The 19,105-nt window shown below is 58.3% G+C and carries 18 protein-coding genes; 3 read left to right on the forward strand and 15 right to left on the reverse strand.

The features are described 5' to 3' along the window. Positions 1–106: 106 nt before the first annotated feature. Complete coding sequence (gene lexA, locus C1Y41_RS13585) at positions 107–721, reverse strand: transcriptional repressor LexA (protein WP_039381966.1); 615 nt, start codon at positions 719–721, stop codon at positions 107–109. Positions 722–829: 108 nt separating this feature from the next. Further along, entirely contained in the window at positions 830–1,195 is a 366-nt protein-coding gene (locus tag C1Y41_RS13590; RefSeq protein ID WP_104085617.1) for a diacylglycerol kinase, read from the reverse strand. Between the two features lie 127 nt (positions 1,196–1,322). Here C1Y41_RS13590 and plsB point away from each other — a divergent pair, with 127 nt between their 5' ends. Further along, positions 1,323–3,746 carry a glycerol-3-phosphate 1-O-acyltransferase PlsB gene (gene plsB, locus C1Y41_RS13595; protein WP_039381961.1) on the forward strand — a complete coding sequence of 808 codons (2,424 nt, stop codon included), beginning with the start codon at positions 1,323–1,325 and terminating at the stop codon, positions 3,744–3,746. Between the two features lie 35 nt (positions 3,747–3,781). On the opposite strand, the gene ubiA is transcribed toward plsB, so the two are convergent. From ubiA to psiE, 3 genes are all read right to left on the reverse strand, one after another. Then, positions 3,782–4,666: a 4-hydroxybenzoate octaprenyltransferase gene (gene ubiA, locus C1Y41_RS13600; protein ID WP_039381959.1), complete on the reverse strand. Its 885-nt coding sequence runs from the start codon at positions 4,664–4,666 to the stop codon at positions 3,782–3,784. Positions 4,667–4,671: 5 nt separating this feature from the next. Then, positions 4,672–5,187, reverse strand: a complete 516-nt coding sequence (gene ubiC / locus C1Y41_RS13605; protein ID WP_104085618.1) for a chorismate lyase — start codon at positions 5,185–5,187, stop codon at positions 4,672–4,674. Positions 5,188–5,275: 88 nt separating this feature from the next. Next, positions 5,276–5,686, reverse strand: coding sequence for a phosphate-starvation-inducible protein PsiE (psiE, locus tag C1Y41_RS13610; protein WP_039381954.1), 411 nt, complete (start codon positions 5,684–5,686; stop codon positions 5,276–5,278). Between the two features lie 285 nt (positions 5,687–5,971). Here psiE and C1Y41_RS13615 point away from each other — a divergent pair, with 285 nt between their 5' ends. Next, positions 5,972–7,597: a Na/Pi cotransporter family protein gene (locus C1Y41_RS13615; RefSeq protein ID WP_104085619.1), complete on the forward strand. Its 1,626-nt coding sequence runs from the start codon at positions 5,972–5,974 to the stop codon at positions 7,595–7,597. Between the two features lie 231 nt (positions 7,598–7,828). On the opposite strand, the gene gntU is transcribed toward C1Y41_RS13615, so the two are convergent. From gntU to ggt, 4 genes are all read right to left on the reverse strand, one after another. After that, complete coding sequence (gene gntU, locus C1Y41_RS13620) at positions 7,829–9,169, reverse strand: gluconate transporter (protein WP_039381950.1); 1,341 nt, start codon at positions 9,167–9,169, stop codon at positions 7,829–7,831. Continuing rightward, positions 9,169–9,708: a gluconokinase gene (gene gntK / locus C1Y41_RS13625; RefSeq protein ID WP_039381948.1), complete on the reverse strand. Its 540-nt coding sequence runs from the start codon at positions 9,706–9,708 to the stop codon at positions 9,169–9,171. Before gntK ends, gntU begins: the two co-directional genes overlap by 1 nt. A 141-nt stretch (positions 9,709–9,849) precedes the next feature. Next, on the reverse strand, positions 9,850–10,845 hold the full coding sequence (gntR, locus tag C1Y41_RS13630; RefSeq protein WP_039381945.1) for a gluconate operon transcriptional repressor GntR: 996 nt from the start codon (positions 10,843–10,845) through the stop codon (positions 9,850–9,852). A 160-nt stretch (positions 10,846–11,005) separates the two neighbouring features. Continuing rightward, positions 11,006–12,757 carry a gamma-glutamyltransferase gene (gene ggt, locus C1Y41_RS13635; protein ID WP_104085620.1) on the reverse strand — a complete coding sequence of 584 codons (1,752 nt, stop codon included), beginning with the start codon at positions 12,755–12,757 and terminating at the stop codon, positions 11,006–11,008. A gap of 201 nt (positions 12,758–12,958) precedes the next feature. Between ggt and C1Y41_RS13640 the strand changes: the two genes are divergently transcribed. Beyond that, the gene (locus C1Y41_RS13640) at positions 12,959–13,255 is read left to right on the forward strand and encodes a DUF2756 domain-containing protein (RefSeq protein ID WP_039381941.1); all 297 of its coding nucleotides are present in this window, start codon (positions 12,959–12,961) and stop codon (positions 13,253–13,255) included. Here C1Y41_RS13640 and ugpQ read toward each other — a convergent pair. From ugpQ to livF, 6 genes are all read right to left on the reverse strand, one after another. After that, positions 13,252–13,995 (reverse strand): glycerophosphodiester phosphodiesterase, encoded by a 744-nt coding sequence (gene ugpQ / locus C1Y41_RS13645; RefSeq protein ID WP_104085621.1) that lies wholly within the window; start codon positions 13,993–13,995, stop codon positions 13,252–13,254. The two genes, C1Y41_RS13640 and ugpQ, sit on opposite strands and share 4 nt — an antisense overlap. Next, a complete protein-coding gene (locus tag C1Y41_RS13650; protein WP_039381936.1) occupies positions 13,992–15,065 on the reverse strand; it encodes a sn-glycerol-3-phosphate import ATP-binding protein UgpC in 1,074 nt (357 codons plus the stop codon). The genes ugpQ and C1Y41_RS13650 overlap by 4 nt, the downstream gene beginning before the upstream one ends. Further along, positions 15,066–15,908 (reverse strand): sn-glycerol-3-phosphate ABC transporter permease UgpE, encoded by an 843-nt coding sequence (gene ugpE, locus C1Y41_RS13655; RefSeq protein ID WP_039381934.1) that lies wholly within the window; start codon positions 15,906–15,908, stop codon positions 15,066–15,068. Continuing rightward, a complete protein-coding gene (gene ugpA / locus C1Y41_RS13660; RefSeq protein WP_039381930.1) occupies positions 15,905–16,795 on the reverse strand; it encodes a sn-glycerol-3-phosphate ABC transporter permease UgpA in 891 nt (296 codons plus the stop codon). Before ugpA ends, ugpE begins: the two co-directional genes overlap by 4 nt. Positions 16,796–16,850: 55 nt before the next feature. Further along, positions 16,851–18,167, reverse strand: a complete 1,317-nt coding sequence (gene ugpB / locus C1Y41_RS13665; protein WP_071668456.1) for a sn-glycerol-3-phosphate ABC transporter substrate-binding protein UgpB — start codon at positions 18,165–18,167, stop codon at positions 16,851–16,853. Between the two features lie 223 nt (positions 18,168–18,390). Beyond that, a complete protein-coding gene (gene livF, locus C1Y41_RS13670; RefSeq protein WP_039381926.1) occupies positions 18,391–19,104 on the reverse strand; it encodes a high-affinity branched-chain amino acid ABC transporter ATP-binding protein LivF in 714 nt (237 codons plus the stop codon). Between the last annotated feature and the right edge of the window lies 1 nt (position 19,105).

Consider the following 19,105-nt stretch of genomic DNA (forward strand, 5'->3'; position numbering starts at 1 on the left):
AACGCGCCTCATGCAGCTGCACGGCGCCACGGTTGGAAGCAGAGGGGTAATATAGCAGACCGCGGCCTGTGCAGGCACAGACCGCAGCGGGGGGACTAACCAGGTATTACAGCCATTCACCGGTACGGACAATACCGACAGCCAGACCTTCAACGGTCAGAGACTGCTGGCGCGTATCCACTTCGATAGGCTGAAAATCGCTGTTTTCCGGCAGCAGATGCACGATAGCACCCTGCTTTTTCCAGCGTTTTACGGTGACCTCGTCGTCAATGCGCGCCACCACGACCTGGCCATTACGCACATCCTGGGTTTTATGCACGGCAAGCAGATCGCCATCCATAATCCCGATATCTTTCATCGACATGCCGCTAACGCGCAGCAGAAAATCCGCGCTCGGCTTGAACAGGTTAGCATCGACCTGATAGTGGGTCTCGATGTGCTCCTGAGCCAGCAGCGGCTCGCCGGCAGCGACACGCCCGATTAACGGCAGTCCGCCGCTTGTCTCTTCTTCCATCAGCAAGCGAATGCCGCGCGAGGCGCCAGAGACAATCTCAATGACCCCTTTACGCGCCAGCGCTTTCAGGTGCTCTTCAGCTGCATTGGGTGAGCGGAAGCCCAGCTGTGAAGCGATTTCAGCACGCGTTGGCGGCATGCCGGTTGTATTAATATGGTCGCGAATCAGGTCATAGACCTGCTGCTGCCTGCTGGTTAACGCTTTCATCCCGCCCCCTGGTTGTTTATACAGTCGCTGTGAGTATATACAGGTATTGGCGAAATGAAAACCGCAGCTGCGGCAAAAATCAGCGATATATCGGTACGGGCGGCCTTATTATGCGTGCGGCCAGAGCAGCGTTATCCAGACAAACAGCGCGAGAAGGATCGTCAGCAGTACGGCGGCAGAACCCATATCCTTAGCGCGGCCCGCCAGCGGATGACGCTCCTGGCCGATTCGGTCGACCACCGCCTCAATCGCGCTGTTGAGGATCTCCACCACCACCACCAGTATCACCGAACCAATTAGCAGTACGCGCGTCACTGCGTCCACATCCAGCCAGCAGGCGACAACTACCGCAATCACCGCTGCAACGGCTTCCTGACGAAAGGCCGCTTCATGTTGCCAGGCTGCGCGTATTCCCTGCCAGGAGTAGCCCGCCGCTTTGATAATACGCAGCAGGCCGGTAACGTTATTTGCCATGAATAGGGAACCCTTGAGTAATTTTGGCGTCAATGAGTGCGCAGCGTGCGATGGCACAGCCACAGATCTCCGCTGCACTTTCTGGTATGCTTGCCGCGCTTTGCTAACAAGAGGCTTCAAGTTGTCTATGTCAGGTTGGCGTAAACTCTATTACAAATTATTGAATTTACCACTCTCTATTTTGGTAAAAAGTAAGGTCATACCGACCGATCCGGTTTCGGAGCACGGTATCGATCCCACTCGTCCCGTGATGTATGTTTTGCCTTATGATTCAAAGGCGGACCTGCTTACATTACGCAACCAGTGTCTGCGGCTTGATCTGCCCGATCCGCTCGCGCCGCTGGAGATTGACGGCACGCTGCTGCCGCGCCATGTGTTTATCCATGATGGCCCGCGTGTCTTTCCTTACTACGTGGCGAACCCGGAGTCAGTGAAACTGTTTCACGACTATCTGGATCTGCATCGTAATAACCCGCAGCTGGATGTCCAGATGCTGCCGGTGGCGGTGATGTTTGGCCGTGCGCCGGGTCGTGAAATTCAGGGCGAGCCTACGCCGCATCTGCGCGTACTGAATGGCGTACAGAAGTTTTTCGCCATTCTCTGGCACGGTCGCGACAGCTTTGTCCGCTTCTCTTCCACCGTCTCGCTGCGCCAGATGGCGACCGAACACGGCACGGATAAGTCGATTGCGCAGAAGCTGGCGCGCGTGGCGCGTATTCACTTTGCCCGCCAGCGTCTCGCCGCGGTGGGACCAAGCCTGCCCGCCCGTCAGGATCTGTTCAACAAGCTGCTGCAGTCGAAGGCGATTGAAAAAGCGGTTGAAGATGAAGCGCGCAGCAAAAAGATTTCGCATGAAAAAGCGCAGCAAAACGCCGTTGAGATGATGGAAGAGATCGCGGCAGACTTCTCATATGAGGCGATCCGCGTTACCGACCGCATCATGGGCTGGCTCTGGAGCCGCCTCTATCAGGGCATTAGCGTCAACGGCGGCGAGCGCGTGCGTCAGCTGGCGCAGGATGGTCATGAAATAGTCTATGTGCCCTGCCACCGCAGCCATATGGATTATCTGCTGCTCTCCTACGTGCTTTATCATCAGGGGCTGGTGCCGCCGCACATCGCTGCCGGTATCAATCTTAACTTCTGGCCAGCCGGGCCCATTTTCCGCCGGCTGGGGGCCTTCTTTATTCGCCGTACCTTTAAGGGCAATAAACTCTACTCCACCGTATTCCGCGAATATCTGGGCGAGCTGTTCAGCCGCGGCTACTCGGTTGAGTACTTTGTTGAGGGCGGACGCTCGCGCACCGGTCGCCTGCTCGATCCCAAAACCGGCACGCTTTCAATGACGCTGCAGGCGCTGCTGCGCGGCGGCAGCCGTCCGATTACGTTTGTACCGATCTACATCGGCTATGAGCACGTAATGGAAGTGGGTACTTACGCCAAAGAGCTGCGCGGCGCAGCGAAAGAGAAAGAGGGCTTTGTGCAGATGGTGCGCGGCCTGCGTAAGCTGCGCAATCTCGGTCAGGGCTACGTTAACTTTGGCGAACCGCTGCCGCTGGTTAACTACCTGAACAAGCATATTCCCGAGTGGCGCGAGGCGATCGACCCGATCGATCCGCAGCGCCCCGCGTGGATGACGCCAGCGGTAAACGATATCGCTGCCCGCCTGATGGTGCGCATTAACGAAGCGGGTGCGGCCAACGCCATGAATCTGTGTGTGACCGCGCTGCTTGCGTCCCGTCAGCGCTCGCTGACGCGTGAGCAGCTGACGGAGCAGCTGGAGTGCTACACCCAGCTGCTGCGCAACGTGCCCTATTCACCGGAAGCGACGGTGCCCGATCTGAGCGCCGAAGCGCTGCTGGATCACGCGATGGGCATGAATAAGTTTGAAACCGAGCAGGACAGCATCGGCGATATCATTATTCTGCCGCGCGAGCAGGCCGTGCTGATGACCTACTACCGGAATAACATTCAGCACATGCTGGTGATGCCGTCGCTGATTGCCGCGATTGTGCAGCAGCACCGCGAAATCAGCGAAGCAGAGCTTCTGCGTCAGGTAAGCCTGGTCTACCCGATGCTGAAAAGTGAACTGTTCCTGCGCTGGGAAAGTGCCGAACTGCCGGCGCTGCTTAGCGCGCTGTGCGCGGAGATGGCGCGACAGGGGCTGGTAACGCAGCTGGATGGGCAGATTAAGCTGAGCGCCGCGCGCTATCGCACGCTGCAGCTGCTGGCAGCCGGTATTCGCGAAACGCTGCAGCGCTTTGCGATCACTTTCGCCATTCTCAGTGCCAAACCGACGATCAACCGCGGCACGCTGGAGAAAGAGAGCCGCACGCTGGCGCAGCGTCTGTCAGTGCTGCACGGTATCAATGCGCCGGAGTTCTTTGATAAGGCGGTATTTACCACGCTGGTGCTGACGCTGCGCGATGAGCGCTATATCAGCGACTCAGGTGATGCCGATGCGGAGCGCACGCACGCGATGTGGCAGATGCTGGCGGAGCTGGTCACCAGCGATGTGCGTCTGACGATAGAGAGTGCGGTCGCACACGAGTAAGGCAAAGCAGGGACGCAGGATGCGTCCCTGCCGGTTCAGAACAGCGCCAGAAACGGCTGCGTATTCAGCAGCACGCCAGCAAACAGCACCAGTCCCACATAGTTGTTATTCAGAAAGGCCTGAAAGCAGGCGTCGCGTTCGCGGCGGGCGATCAGGCTCTGCTGATAGACAAACAGCGCGCCGGCAGCCAGCAGTGACCAGTAGAATGCCCCGTTCAGATTCAGCATACTTCCCACCAGCGCCATCAGCCCCAGCGTGGCCAGCTGCAGCAGGCCAATAATCAGCTTGTCAAAACGACCAAACAGAATCGCCGTAGATTTAACGCCTATCTTCAAATCGTCATCACGATCCACCATGGCGTACTGGGTATCGTAGGCCACCGTCCAGCAGATATTAGCGAAGAACACCAGCCAGCAAACTAAAGGTAAGGACTCACTTACTGCAGCCCACCCCATCGGGATCGCCCAGCCAAAGGCTGCGCCGAGCACCACCTGCGGCAGATGGGTATAGCGTTTCATAAAGGGGTAGACCCAAGCCAGCGCCAGCCCGCCGAAAGAGAGCAGGATGGTCATGCGATTCATGGTCAGCACCAGCATAAACGCCAGCAGGCCCAGCGCAGCAAACAGCAGCTTTGCCTCTTTCTCTGAAACCGCCCCGCTCGCCAGCGGCCGGCCGGCGGTGCGTTTAACGTGACCATCCACTTTGCGATCGGCGTAATCATTGATGACGCAGCCGGCAGCGCGCATAACGATGACGCCAAGCACAAACACAATCAGCACCGGCAGCGGCGGCACCGCCATGCCAGCCAGCCACAGCGCCCAGAGCGTAGGCCACATCAGCAGCAGCGTGCCGATAGGTTTGTCGATGCGCATCAGGCGGCTGTAAGCCTGCCATTTGCTTACGGATAATGATTTTTGCACGGGTCTCATCCTTGCTGCAGCGCGCGGTAAAGCGGCGATGCCGGTAAAAAAAGTTCAGTTAACAGAAGGGGCTTATCCGACAGGCGCAGGCGCGAACGCCGTCCCCACAGATCGCCGACCTGGCCGGGATGAATAAAATCGCGGCTCAGCGCTGAAGAGGCAAAAAGATAGCGCCCCAGCGGGCGTGTGCCAAGTTGCTGCAGCATCTGCTCCGGTCCCTGCAGCGTACTCTCGGGCACTACGGTGCGGCCCAGCAGCCACGGCTCGCCGTCGCCGCACAGCACGATTTCGCGCAGCCAGAAGCGCGTATCGTTCGGCAGAAAAGCCGCTTCTGCTGCGACCTCCGCCGCGCTGACAAAGCCTTCACGGATGGGTTGAACGGTAACCTGCCGGCAGTGCTGCTCAAAACGGCGCGTCATGGAATCTTCTTCCATCAGCCAGTCGGTCAGCGGTGCGGGCAGCAGCGAGGAGGCGGGTAACCACTGCAAGGCATATAACTGGCGCAGCGCATCGTGCGACATCAGGCGATCTCCGGCAAAAAAGTTGCCTTAGTTTACCGCAGAGCGCGGCCGCTGGCACGGCCGCGAGCGCCGGAGATGATAAGGGACGTTATTCGCGCTTCAGCCGGTTGCTGTTTGCCAGCCACAGCGTGACTACCAGAATCAGGATCGCAGCGGAATAGCAGAGCGTGTCGAACGGGTTTTTGTGGTCAACGATAATCAGCCGGATAATGGCGGTGATCCCGATATAAACAAAGTAGCGCAGCGGAAAGTGATAGCCCGACTGAAAATATTTCACAATCAGCGCGATAAATTCAAAGTAGAGAAAGTAGATCACAATGCCTTCAATCAGCAGATAGGATGACGCCTGTTCACCGGTGCTGAACAGCACGTTAGCCAGATGAATCGTCTCCTTGCCGAGAAACACCACCAGGATCACGGCCAGGATTAACAGGCCGAGGTTAAGTACCCACTGCAGCACCGTCGCGATGAGCTGACCGGCGGCTGATTTATCTGTCATTGCTGCGTCCTTAATGCGCAAATGAGAAGATCGCTATCATGCTGCAATGTGATCTGAATCACAATATGACGTTAAGGTGGCGGTTCTCCGTCAGGGGCAGCGTAAACGCCGTGGATATCTCATCGCAGTGAACCGGATTCAGCTACAGTTAACAGGTCGACGCCGCTTCAGGTTATTTATATCTAACGAAAAATTCATGCGGTGCGCTACCGGTCTTCCCCCGCTGCCGTGTTTGCCAGGCAGGCAGCTGGCTGCTTTTTGCCTGGCATACAGGAGCCTGCGACCGTGCTAACTCTGCTTAATCTGCTTTCTACTGTCGCACTGCTGGTCTGGGGCACCCACATTGTGCGTACCGGCATCATGCGCGTGTACGGCGCCGATCTGCGCCGGGTACTGAGCCGCAGCGTGGAAAAAAAACCGATGGCTTTTCTGGCCGGCATTGGCGTTACCGCTCTGGTACAGAGCAGCAACGCCACTACGCTGCTGGTCACCTCGTTTGTGGCGCAAAACCTGGTCAGCCTGACACCTGCCCTGGTGGTGGTACTGGGGGCTGACGTCGGCACGGCCATTATGGCGCGCGTGCTGACCTTCGATCTCTCCTGGCTCTCCCCGCTGTTTATCTTTTTTGGCGTGGTCTTTTTTCTCAGCCGCAAACAGACGCGCGTCGGACAGATGGGCCGTGCTGCCATTGGTCTCGGGCTGATCCTGCTGGCGCTGCAGCTGATTGTCACCGCAGCACGTCCGATAACGCAGGCTTCGGGCGTGCAGGTGCTCTTCTCCACCCTGACCGGCGATACGCTGCTGGACGCCCTGATTGGCGCCGTTTTTGCCATCATCAGCTACTCGAGCCTGGCGGCGGTGCTGATCACCGCGACCCTGACGGCCGCCGGGGTGATCTCATTTAAGGTGGCGCTCTGTCTGGTCATTGGTGCCAACCTCGGCAGCGGCCTGCTGGCGATGATCAACGCCAGCGGTTCTAATGCGGCTGGCAAGCGGGTGGCGCTCGGCAGCCTGCTGTTCAAGCTTATCGGCAGCATTGCGGTACTGCCGTTTGTTGATTTTATTGCTGAGCTGCTGGATCGGCTGCCGGTGAATGATGAAGAGCTGGTGATCTTTTTCCACGTTTTCTACAACCTGGCACGCTGCCTGATCATGGTGCCGTTTGCGGCACCGATGGCGCGACTCTGCCAGCGTATGATTTCTGACGATGCAGAGCATCAGGCGCATCTCAAGCCCAGACATCTGGATAAAAGCGCGCTGGATACGCCTGCGCTGGCGCTGGTCAATGCCGCGCGTGAGACCCTGCGCATGGGCGACGTGCTGGAGCAGATGCTGGAGTCGTTCAGCCGCGTAGTCCGGGGCGAACTGCGTGAATCGCACCGGGTGCGGCAGCTGGATGATGATGTTGACGTGCTCTATACCGCGATCAAACTCTATCTGGCCCGCATGCCGCGCGAAGATCTGGCAGAGGAGGATGCGCGGCGCTGGGCTGAAATTATTGAGATGGCGCTGAATCTTGAACAGGCGGGTGACATCATTGAGCGCATGAGCGGTGACGTTGCGGATAAATCGTTGCAGGCGCGGCGGGCCTTTTCGGCAGAAGGGCTGGAAGAGCTGAATACACTGCAGGAGCAGGTGCTGAATAACCTGCGCCTGAGCCTCTCGGTATTTCTGTCGCATGATATCACCAGCGCGAAACGTCTGCGGCGGGCCAAACATCGCTTCCGTATTCTGATCCGCCGTTTCTCTCACTCGCACGTGGAGCGGCTGCATCTGAATAATGTGCAGAGCATTGAGACCAGTTCGCTGCATCTGGGGCTGCTGGGAGATATGAAGCGCCTTAATTCGCTGTTCTGCGCGGTGGCTTACACCGTTCTCGACCAGCCAGATGATGAGCGGGAAGTAGATTAAGGTAAGCACGCAGAGGCGCATTTATACGCCCCTGGTTTAGGGTGTGCACGGTATCAACCGCCACTAACGGCGTTATTTAATCCCGTAGGGGGCGCATTTATGCGCCCCTGGTTTAGGGTGTGCACGGTATCAATCGCCATAAATGATTCGGTGCGGGCATCGGCCAGGGCGTCATTAATGACGCCCCTACGAGGGCGATGTAGGGGGCGCATTTATGCGCCCCTGGGTTATTTACGATAACAAACTAAACGCAATCATGCCGACGATGGCGCCGGTGGTGCCGAGGATGGTCTCCATCAGCGTCCAGGTTTTCAGCGTCTCGCCCTCGGTGGCACCGGTAAAGCGGCCAAACAGCCAGAAGCCGGCATCGTTGACGTGGCTGATAATAATTGAGCCACCGCCGATACAGATTGAAAGTGCCGCGAGCTGCGCGCCGCTGTAGTGCAGCGGTTCGATCACCGGCATCACCAGCCCTACGGTGGTCAGACAGGCCACGGTTGCAGAGCCCTGAATAACCCGGATAGCGCCCGCCAGAATAAAGCAGGCCAGCGCGATCGGCATACCGGCGCCGGTCAGCGCGTGACCCAGCACCGGCCCCACGCCAGAGTCAACCAGCACTTGCTTAAAGACGCCGCCGGCACCGATAACCAGCAGAATAATGCCGGCGGGCTGCAGCGCGCTGCCGCACACCTGCATCACCTTCTCTTTATCCATGCCCTGCCGGTACGCCAGGCCATAGATCGCCACCAGCAGCGCCAGCAGAATCGCGGTAAACGGATGGCCAATAAATTCCAGCCATTCGTAAAGCCGGGTATCCGGCGTGGTAAAGCGCGCACCGATGGTTTTCAGCCCGACCAGCAGCAGCGGAAACAGGATCAGAGAGAGGCTGAAACCAAATGAGGGCAGCCTGCCCTCGTCCACATCCGGCTGATGATCTTCCGGCGGCGCGCTGAAGCTGACGTGGCGGGCGATCAGGCTGCCAAACAGCGGCCCGGCGATCAGCATCCCCGGAATGGCTGCGCAGAGTCCCAGCAGGATCATCCAGCCAAAATCAGCGTGCATTTGTGCCGCCAGCAGCATCGGCGCAGGTCCCGGCAGCAGAAACGCCGCCGCCGCCGCTACGCCGGCAAACAGCGGGATCACCAGCTTCACCAGGTTGTCATGCGTGCGGCGTGCCACCGCAAAGGCGATGCTGATCAGCAGCACCACCGCGACTTCAAAAAACAGCGGCAGCGCGCAGATCAGCCCGGCGATCCCCATCGCATAGTGCGCCCGGCTCTCGCCAAAGGTTTTCAGCATCCGGATAGCGATCTGATCCACCGCACCGGTTTCATGCAGAATTTTGCCGAACATTGCGCCAAGCGCTACGACGATAGCAAGAAAGCCCAGCGTGCCGCCCATGCCTTTCTGCATCGTATCGGCGATCTGATCGAGTGGCATACCGGAGAAAAGTCCGGCGCCAATAGAAACTAACATCAGGGCGACAAAGGCGTGCATCCGCGCTTTCATTACCAGAAACAGCAGCAGCAGGACAGAGCCTGCTGCGGTTAACACCAGCGTTGCGGTACTCATTACTCGCCCTTGTTGATTGCATCCCTGATGGTCGCAACCGTAGCTGCAACAACGTCATCCAGCGAGTGATTGATATCCACCATCAGGACATCTGCCTCATCTGTGCCAGGTTCCTGCAGCGTGGCAAACTGCGTTACCAGCATCTGCGGCTTGAAGAAGTGACCCTTACGGGCTTTGAGGCGGGTTTCAATGGTTTCGAAATCGCCTTTCAGATAGATAAATTTCAGGTTGTGATTGCCCTGGCGCAAAATGTCACGATAGGACTTTTTCAGCGCCGAGCAGACGATAATCGACACCGCCTGAGTGCGCTGCATGGCAAAAGCCGCGTCGTTCAGCGCCTGCAGCCACGGCTGGCGATCGTTGTCATCCAGCGGATGGCCTTCCGCCATTTTCATGATGTTGCTGCGCGGATGAAGGAAATCTCCATCCAGAAAAGCGGTATTCAGTTCGTGTGATACCCGATTAGCAACGACAGACTTTCCGCTGCCGGATACACCCATCAGGATAAAAACGTGATGTGATGAAGATGGCGTGATCATAGTTTTGCGCTCCGGCAGCTTATTCTGCCAATGTTACCGATAACAAATCTGTCATTCATTGTCGGAGTGCGTCCCAATGCTGACAACCCTCGTCAGCCGGAAAAGCGTAAAAGTGTGAAGTGGCTCATACAATCGCCAAAATCAGATGCTGTCACCTTCAGCAATCTCAAAGCCGATATCGAGCGGGCCGCTAAATGAACGATCGCCACCAATGCGCGCCAGCAGCATGGCAGCCGCCTCGCTCCCCATCCGTTCGCGCGGTGTCAGCACGGTTGCCAGCCGCGGCGTCACGACCTGCGTAATATCGTGACCATGAAAGCCCGCGATCGCCATCTGCTCCGGCACGCGCAGCCCCTGACGCTGGCATTCAAACATGGCGCCTACGGCCAGGTCATCGTTAGTACAGAACAGACTGTCGGTTGCCGGATAGCGCTTTTGCGCCTCGCACAGCAGCTGCGCGCCGGCGCTGAAGGAAGAGGCGTCTTCCATCATCACGCTGTGCGGCGTCAGCCCCGCCTCGCGCATTGCCTGTTCATATCCCTGCTGCTTCTGCAGCGTACGTTCATCGAGCCGCGCCCCCAGGTAGACCGTATGGCGATGCCCTTTCTTCAGGATAGCCTGCGTCATCTGTCGCGCCGCTTCGACATTATCAAATCCCACCGCCATATCCAGACACGGCGTGACGCTGTCCATGATCTCAATGACCGGGATCCCGGCTACCTCCAGCATGCGCAGCGTACCGGTGGTATGGGTGCGTTCGGTTAAGATCACGCCGTCAATATTCCAGCCCAGCAGCGAGCGCAGCTGCCGCTCCTCTTTTTCCGGATTGTAGCCAAAGTGCGCGACCAGCGTCTGATATCCCGCCTCATCGGTCACGGTTTCAATTCCGCGCAGCACGTCAGCAAAGACCTGGTTGGTCAGGGAGGGCAGCAGCACGCCAATGGCGCGGCTGGTGGCGTTTGAGAGCATATCGGGTGCACGATTAGGGATATAGCCCAGCTCATCCAGCGCGACGGCAATTTTGTCACGCAGCGCGGCGGAGACCCGCTCCGGGTCGCGCAGATAGCGACTGACGGTCATTTTGGTGATGCCGACGCGATCGGCGACGTCCTGTAATACCGGTCTTTTCTTCTTCATCGTATGCACCTGAGGCCAGAGATAGGCTGAGTTTATCACTATTTTTACCGCTTCCGTGTCTGGTGCCCGCCCGCATGCCGGATGGGTCGATCGGCGATAAAAAAAGCCAGCACGCAGGCTGGCTAAACAATACCGGAAGCAGTATCGGACTTACCGGCGATTAATAACCGGCGCTGAGATCGTCAACCGAACGCGGATCGGAGGCGCCGTAGCGCATGCCATCAGGACCGATCATGATGCTCTGCGTGCTGCCCATTGCCGGCAGCACCTTCACGTGCTGGCCTTTCGCTTCCAGCAGGCGCAGCGTATCGGGACTGAAGCCTTTCTCCACGCGCAGCTGATCGGGCAGCCACTGATGATGAAAACGCGGCGCGTTAGTCGCTTCCGCCACGTTCATCCCGAAATCGATGCTGTTAACCACCATCTGCAGCACGGTTGTGATGATCCGGCTGCCGCCCGGACTGCCGGTGACCAGCCAGGTTTTCCCCTCTTTGGCCACAATTGTCGGTGACATGGAGGAGAGCGGACGCTTCGCCGGCTGAATCGCATTCGCCTCGCCGCCGACCAGACCGTAAACGTTTGGCGTACCCGGCTTCGCGGAGAAATCATCCATTTCGTTGTTCATCAGGATGCCGCTGTTGCCTGCCACGATCCCGCTGCCAAAGTAGGTGTTCAGGGTATAAGTTACCGCCACAGCGTTGCCCGCTTTATCCACCACCGAGAAGTGGGTGGTCTGATTGCTCTCGTACGGTGCCAGCTTACCCGGTTTGATCTCTGACGACGGCCGCGCTTTGCTGACATCGATCTGCTGCGCCAGGGTCCTGGCGTAGGCTTTGCTGGTCAGCGCCTGCTGCGGCACTTTAACGAAATCGGGATCGCCAAGATACTCTGAGCGATCGGCGTAAGCGTACTTCTCCGCTTCTGCCATGACCTGCATGGCGTCTGCGCTGCCAAAGCCCCACTTCGCCAGATCGAAGTTCTCCAGGATATTCAGGATCTGCACAATGTGAATCCCGCCCGATGAGGGTGGCGGCATAGAGAACACTTCATAGCCGCGGTAGGTGCCGCTGACCGGTTTACGCTCTACGGCACGGTAAGCGGCGAGATCCGCTTTGCCAATCAGCCCGCCGTGCTGTGCCATCTCGCTGGCGATCTCATCAGCAATGCGGCCGGTATAAAACGCATCGGCTCCCTGCTGCGCAATCAGCTGCAGGCTGCGCGCCAGGTTCTTCTGCACCAGCCGATCGCCTTTCTGGTAAGGTCTGCCATCCGCTTTGTAAAAAATTGCCCGGCTGGTGGCGTGATTGATCAGGTTCTCTTTGCCATAGGTGGCGAGATCGTCCGCCAGCGCATCGTTGACGATAATGCCGTCACGCGCCAGCTTTATAGCCGGGGCCAGCAGCGTGCGCAGCGGCAGCGTGCCATACTTCTTTGCCGCCAGCGCAAATCCCGCAACCGTACCCGGCGTGCCAGACGCCAGGTGAGAAGTAAGTGATAACTTACTATCCGCATTACCCTGCTTATCAAGGAACATATCGCGCGAGGCGCGCGCCGGCGCCATTTCACGAAAGTCGATAGCAGCAGTCCGCCCGGACGCCGTGCGCAGCAGCATAAAGCCGCCACCGCCGAGATTACCCGCCTGCGGATGAGTAACGGCCAGCGCAAAGCCCACGGCGATCGCCGCATCCACCGCATTGCCGCCCTGTCTGAGAATATCCACGCCTACCTGCGTTGCCATCGCATCCACCGAGGCGACCATGCCGTGCTGCGCCTTCACCGGATGAAAGGTGTCGCTGTCAACGCCATAGGAGATCGGCGGCGCGCTTGCGGGCGCCGCAGCAGCCCCCTGCACCACGGTAAAACTCATTAACATCGCCCAGCTCAACTGGCGCAACCTGCCTGCTGTCCTCATCCTGCCACCATCCTTTTCAGTTGTTTACATTTGTTATTTATCGATGCAAGTGTTTGCTAAAGCAGTAAAAACATAACACTTAACGCAAATTGCACGCACGCCCGATTTCAGGCTTTGTGATATCGCATAAACTTATGATTAAGAGGCAGACGACCTGCGGGCCGCCTGTTTACACAGCAGGTCAGACGATCGGAGGGAATAATGAAAACATGGCTTATTGCGCTGGCAGCCCTGCTGCCGCTGAGCGGTATGGCAAATACGCTGAATAACAATAATGTGAATCAGCCCGGCTATAACCCAAGCCAGCAGCGTATGCAGACCCAGATGCAGACCCAGCAGCAGCAGCAGCAGCGCCTGCTGCACCAGGATCAGCAGCGGCAGACGCAAAATATGCAGCGGCAGCTGCAGGAAAAACGCGACAGCACCCGGCAGCAGGTACTGCAGTCGCAGCCGGGTCAGAATACGCAGCAGAACGGCACCATGCCGAATAACAACTAACTGAAATCGGGACCGATAATGTCGATGCGATCGGTGCAGATGGCATCCACACTCCAGCTCAGCAGCTCGCGGGCACGCGCGGGCTGGTTAACCGTATAGGCCAGGATACGCAACCCGGCTGCCTTCAGCAGCGCGGTGCGCTCCGCGTCGAGCAGCCGGTAATTCAGGTGAATCGACACGCACTCCAGCCGGCTGGTCAGCGCCTGCCATGCGTCATCCCACTCATCGAGCAGCAGACCGCGCGGCAGCTCTGGCGCAGCCTGCTGTGCTGCCGCCAGCGCTTCAGGTGAGAATGAGGAGAGCAGCGGAGGTGTCTGCCCCTGCCAGAGCTGACGGGCGGCGAGCGCCACGGCAGCGCCCGTCTCCGCGTCGGTGCCGGTGGTGGGTTTAATTTCGATGTTCGCCATCATCCGGTGCTGACGACAGCGCGCCGCCACGTCCGTCAGCAGCGCCAGCGGCTCGCCCGTAAACGCCCCGCTGAACCAGTCGCCGGCATCGAGCTGTGCCAGCTGCGCCCACGTCTGTTCGCCCGCCACGCCCCAGCCGCTGCTGGTGCGATCGAGCGTGTCATCGTGCAGCAGAAAGATCTGTTTATCCTGCGAGAGTTTGGCATCAAACTCAATCATGGTATGGCCATAACGCGCGCCGGTATCAATTGCCGCCAGCGTGTTTTCCGGCGCGAGTTTACCGCCGCCGCGATGGGCCACAATTTTCGGGTAGGGCCAGTTGTTGTTACTCATTCCAGACGTTTTCCATGAACAGCATCGAAGAAGTGTAACGCATCCGGCGGCAGATGCAGCCACAGCGTGCTGCCCGCCTGCGGACGTTCGCTGTGCGGCAGCCGTACCACCAGCCGCGCCTGACCAAGATGGCCGTGTGCCAGGTTATCCGCGCCGAGGATCTCCAGCGTATCGACCACCAGCGGCACGCCGCCTGCTTCACGCGAAGAGAGATGAATATGCTCAGGACGGATGCCGAGCGTCAGCGGCCTGTTAGCCCACTGCGGCCGTCTCTCGCCCAGCGGCAGGCTGTTCAGCGCATCCAGCGTAAAGTGCAGGCCATCGCGGCTGATCTCTCCTGGCAGCAGGTTCATCGCCGGGGAGCCGATAAAGGCGGCAACAAACTGGCTGGCCGGACGCTCATAAACCTCTACCGGCGTGCCAACCTGCTCCACAATCCCTTTGTTCATCACCATCACCCGCTCCGCCAGCGTCATCGCCTCAACCTGATCGTGCGTGACGTAAAGGCTGGTGGTTTTCAGACGGCGGTGCAGCTGCTGCAGTTCAAGACGCATCTGCACGCGCAGGCGCGCATCAAGGTTGGAGAGGGGTTCATCGAACAGGAAGACAGCCGGTTCACGCACGATAGCGCGTCCCATCGCCACACGCTGCCGCTGCCCGCCCGAGAGTTCACGCGGTCGCCGGTTCAGCAGGTGGTCAAGCTCCAGACTACGCGCGGTCTCCAGCACGCGCTGGGCGATCTGCGCTTTGCCCATGCCGCGGATTTTCAGGCCATAGCCCATGTTTTCGCCTACCGTCATATGCGGGTAGAGCGCGTAGTTCTGAAACACCATCGCAATGCCGCGATCTTTCGGCTCCATCTCCGTGACCCGCTGCTCAGCAATAAAAATGTCGCCGGAGCTGACGCGCTCGAGTCCGGCCACCATGCGCAGCAGCGTCGACTTGCCGCAGCCGGAGGGCCCCACCATCACCATAAACTCGCCCTCGTTGATGGTGATGGTCAGCGGCTGGATCACCGCATTTTTGCCGTCATACGATTTCGTCACGCTCTGTAAGGTTACGCCTGCCATCTATTTCTCATTCTCCACCAGGCCACGCACAAACGCGCGCTGCATTACAAGAACCACCACAACCGGTGGGATCAGGGTTAATAACATCGCCGCCATCACTTCATTCCACTGCGTCGGGCCGCCGCTGGTGTTGATCATGCTTTTTACCCCCGCCACGGCGGTGCTCAGACTGGCATCATTGATAATCAGCAGCGGCCAGAGATACTGATTCCAGCCGTAGATAAAGGTGATCACAAACAGCGCGGCAAGATTGGTTTTTGACAGCGGCAGAACAATGTCCCAAAAGAAGCGCATCGGCCCGGCACCGTCAATGCGCGCGGCTTCAATCAGCTCGTCCGGCAGCGACAGGAAGAACTGGCGGAACAGAAAGGTGGCCGTTGCCGACGCCATCAGCGGCAGCGTCAGCCCGCTGTAGCTGTCGAGCAGATTAAGGGTAGCGATCACCTCAACCGTCGGGAAGATACGCACTTCAACCGGCAGCATCAGCGTAATGAAAATCAGCCAGAAAAAGAGCGTGCGCAGCGGAAAGCGAAACCAGACCAGCGCAAAAGCTGAGAGCATAGAGACGCTGATTTTGCCGATCGTAATCGCCAGCGCCATGATAAAGCTGTTCAGCAACATCATGCCAAACGCGGCGCTGCCGTTAACGCCCTGCGTCCAGATACGCGAAACGTTCTCCCACAGATGCGTGCCGGGCACCAGCGTCATCGGGACCTGATAAACCGCCGTGTTATCCAGCGTGGCGGCGACAAAGGCGACATAGAGCGGAAACAGAATGGTCAGCACGCCCAGAATCAGCAGCGTGTGGCTGAAAATATCCAGCCCGCGTCGGTTCTCAATCATTGATATTGCACCTTACGCTCAACAAAGCGGAACTGCAGAATAGTGAGGCCAATCACCAGCAGCATCAGCACGACTGACTGCGCGGCAGATGAGGAGAGATCGAGACCGGTAAATCCTTCCCGATAAATTTTGTAGATAAGCGTGGTGGTGGACTGTACCGGCCCGCCACCGGTGGCGGCATCAATGACCGGGAAGGTATCAAAGAAGGCGTAGACCAGGTTGACCACCAGCAGAAAGAAGCTCACCGGCGTAATCAGCGGCAGAGAAAGATGAAAAAAGCGCCGTACCGGCCCGGCCCCGTCGATAGCGGCCGCCTCAGTCAGCGACTTCGGAATCGACTGCAGCGCCGCGAAGAAAAACAGAAAGTTGTAGCTCATCTGCTGCCAGATAGAGGCGAGCACGATCAGAAACATCGCCTGACCGCTGTTCTGCGCATAGTTCCAGTTATAGCCCATCTGATTAAGCAGATGGCTGAGCAGCCCAAGCCCTGGATTAAAGAGGAACATCCACAGCACTGCGGCGACCACCGGTGCCACCGCGTACGGCAGCAGCAGCAGGGTCTGATAGAGCTTCTGCAGACGCACAACATAGTCAACCAGCGCGGCCAGCAGGAGCGAGAACAGCATCCCCAGCACCGTGACCAGCAGGCTGAACACTATCGTGGTCCAGAAGGAGTCGAGATAGTAGGGATCGCTGAACAGACGGCTGAAGTTCTCCAGCCCGACAAAGGTGCTGGAGATGCCAAACGGATCGATGCTCTGCAGCGAATACCAGAGTGCTTCTCCGGCAGGCCAGAGAAAGAAGATGGCGGTGATAATCAGCTGCGGTGCCATCAGCAAATAGGGCAGCAGCCGGGCACGAAAGACCGGACGAGACGATGAGGGCATAGCGAACTCACGCTGAAAGCGGGAGCGACCCAGCGCCGCTCCCGGTGGATCGGATTTATTTCACCTGCTGTTCAAAGCGACGCAGCAGTGCATTACCGCGCTTAACCGCGTTATCCAGCGCTGCCTGCGGCGTCTGCTTGCCGGTCCAGACGCCTTCCAGCTCTTCATCTACCACCGTGCGGATTTGCGGCATATTGCCGAGACGCATCCCTTTGGTGTACGGCAGCGGATCTTTGTTGAGCATCTGCCGGGTAGCGATATCCGCGCCCGGGTTCTTCTCATAGAAACCCTGCTTTCTGGTCAGCTCGTAGGCGGCGGTAGTGATCGGCAGGTAGCCGGTTTTCTGATGCCATTCGGCGGCAATCTCCGGCTGCGCGAGGAACTTCATAAACTCCGCCGCCCCTTTATAGGTGGCCGCATCTTTGCCTTTCATCACCCACAGGCTGGCGCCACCGATGATGGCGTTCTGCGGTGCTTCAGGCACGGTCTCGTCATACGGCATCATGCCTACGCCGAAGTTAAATTTGGCGTAGTGCTTGATATCCGCCAGCGAGCCGGAAGAGGCGGTCGTGATCCCGCAGTCGCCATTATAAAACTTGGCGGTCGGCTCATCCTTGCGTCCAAAGTAGGTAAAATCACCTTTTTTGTTCATCTCTTCGAGCATCTGGATATGCCGCACCTGCACCGGCTTGTTGAACTCCAGCACCGCATCCGTGCCGTCGAAGCCGTTGTTTTTACTGGCTACCGGCAGCGCATGCCACGCGCTGAAATTTTCAATCTGGATCCAGCCCTGCCAGCCGCTGGCATAGCCGCAGCTCATGCCGGCTTTACGCAGCGCAGCGGCGTCTTTTGCCAGCTCCTGCCAGGTTTTCGGCGGCTGCTCCGGATCCAGCCCCGCTTTTTTAAAGGCATCTTTGTTGTAGTAGAGCACCGGCGTTGAGCTGTTAAACGGCTGAGAGATCAGCTGACCGCTGCTGTCGCTGTAGTAACCCGCCACGGCTGGCACAAACTGCTTCGCATCCATCTGCACGCCAGCCTGGCTGAACACGTCGTGCACCGGCACAATCGCTTTCGAGGCCATCATGGTTGCCGTACCGACTTCATAGACCTGCAGCAGCGCAGGCGCTTTACCGGTGCGTACCGCTGCGATCCCCGCCGCCAGGCTCTGCTCGTAGTTACCTTTGTAAGTGGGCACAATTTTGTAATCGGGATGCGCCTGGTTAAAACGCTGTGCCAGAGAGTCAACTTCTTTGCCTAACTCCCCTTCCATTGAGTGCCAGAAAGGGATTTCGGTCGCAGCCAGCGCGTTACCGCTGAGCGCCAGACCAAGCAACACACTCATCAGACGGGGACGAAGCGTTAAAGCGGTCATAAAGTTTTCCTGTGCTGTTAGGTACGCGCAATATCACGCATTTTTTGTTCGCGGAGTAACATGACACGGGAAGATGATAGAAAAATAACCGAAATATGACAGAGATATGACACACAGAAACGCGCCAGCCGGGCGGTAAAACGTGAACGTTGTGCACATTTTTCAGCAAAAAAGCGGCAGGCAGGAAAAAGGCGGCCCGGCAGGATACCGGGCCGCAGGCCGATCAGGCACCGAGATAGGCGCTGCGCACCGCTTCGTTAGAGAGCAGCGCCTCACCGCTGTCCTCCAGCACCACGTGACCGTTCTCCAGCACGTAACCGCGATCGGCAAGCTTCAGCGCCTGATTGGCGTTTTGCTCAACCAGAAAGATGGTCATCCCCTCTTTACGCAGCTGCTCAATAGTGTCAAAAATCTGCTGGATGATGATAGGCGCCAGCCCGAGCGAGGGTTCATCCAGCAGCAGCAGACGCGGCTGGCTCATCAGCGCACGACCAATCGCCAGCATCTGCTGTTCACCGCCGGACATGGTACCGGCACGCTGCACTTTGCGTTCTGCCAGCCGGGGAAACAGCTGGTAAACCCGCTCAATACGCGTCTGATACTCATGCCGGCTGGCAAAGAAACCGCCCATCGCCAGATTCTCCTCCACCGTCATGCGGGAAAACACCCGACGCCCTTCCGGCACGATCGCGATCGCCTCCCGCATGATTTTTGCCGTCTGCCAGTCGGTAATGTTTTTTCCGTCAAACACAATGGTGCCGCTGGTGGCGCGTGGCTCGCCGCACAGCGTACCCAGCAGCGTGGTTTTACCGGCGCCGTTGGCACCAATCAGCGTGACGATCTCCCCCTGACTGATATGCAGATTAATATTGTGCAGCGCCTGGATCGGACCGTAGTGGGCGCTTACACCCTGCAGCGTTAACATCGGGTTTGCCATC

The sequence above is a fragment of the Pantoea sp. ICBG 1758 genome, from assembly GCF_002928325.1.
In the GTDB taxonomy this organism is placed as follows: domain Bacteria; phylum Pseudomonadota; class Gammaproteobacteria; order Enterobacterales; family Enterobacteriaceae; genus Pantoea; species Pantoea eucrina.

Bases quoted from the DNA above. Each gene is read 5' to 3' on its own strand.
- gntU (WP_039381950.1), bottom strand. From the start codon at position 9,169: ATGAGTACCGCAACGCTGGTGTTAACCGCAGCAGGCTCTGTCCTGCTG.
- ugpQ (WP_104085621.1), bottom strand. From the start codon at position 13,995: ATGAGTAACAACAACTGGCCCTACCCGAAAATTGTGGCCCATCGCGGC.
- lexA (WP_039381966.1), bottom strand. From the start codon at position 721: ATGAAAGCGTTAACCAGCAGGCAGCAGCAGGTCTATGACCTGATTCGC.
- ugpA (WP_039381930.1), bottom strand. From the start codon at position 16,795: ATGCCCTCATCGTCTCGTCCGGTCTTTCGTGCCCGGCTGCTGCCCTAT.
- ggt (WP_104085620.1), bottom strand. From the start codon at position 12,757: ATGAGGACAGCAGGCAGGTTGCGCCAGTTGAGCTGGGCGATGTTAATG.
- ubiC (WP_104085618.1), bottom strand. From the start codon at position 5,187: ATGTCGCACGATGCGCTGCGCCAGTTATATGCCTTGCAGTGGTTACCC.
- C1Y41_RS13640 (WP_039381941.1), top strand. From the start codon at position 12,959: ATGAAAACATGGCTTATTGCGCTGGCAGCCCTGCTGCCGCTGAGCGGT.
- C1Y41_RS13650 (WP_039381936.1), bottom strand. From the start codon at position 15,065: ATGGCAGGCGTAACCTTACAGAGCGTGACGAAATCGTATGACGGCAAA.
- gntR (WP_039381945.1), bottom strand. From the start codon at position 10,845: ATGAAGAAGAAAAGACCGGTATTACAGGACGTCGCCGATCGCGTCGGC.
- ugpB (WP_071668456.1), bottom strand. From the start codon at position 18,167: ATGACCGCTTTAACGCTTCGTCCCCGTCTGATGAGTGTGTTGCTTGGT.
- C1Y41_RS13590 (WP_104085617.1), bottom strand. From the start codon at position 1,195: ATGGCAAATAACGTTACCGGCCTGCTGCGTATTATCAAAGCGGCGGGC.
- plsB (WP_039381961.1), top strand. From the start codon at position 1,323: ATGTCAGGTTGGCGTAAACTCTATTACAAATTATTGAATTTACCACTC.
- ugpE (WP_039381934.1), bottom strand. From the start codon at position 15,908: ATGATTGAGAACCGACGCGGGCTGGATATTTTCAGCCACACGCTGCTG.
- gntK (WP_039381948.1), bottom strand. From the start codon at position 9,708: ATGATCACGCCATCTTCATCACATCACGTTTTTATCCTGATGGGTGTA.
- psiE (WP_039381954.1), bottom strand. From the start codon at position 5,686: ATGACAGATAAATCAGCCGCCGGTCAGCTCATCGCGACGGTGCTGCAG.
- livF (WP_039381926.1), bottom strand. From the start codon at position 19,104: ATGGCAAACCCGATGTTAACGCTGCAGGGTGTAAGCGCCCACTACGGT.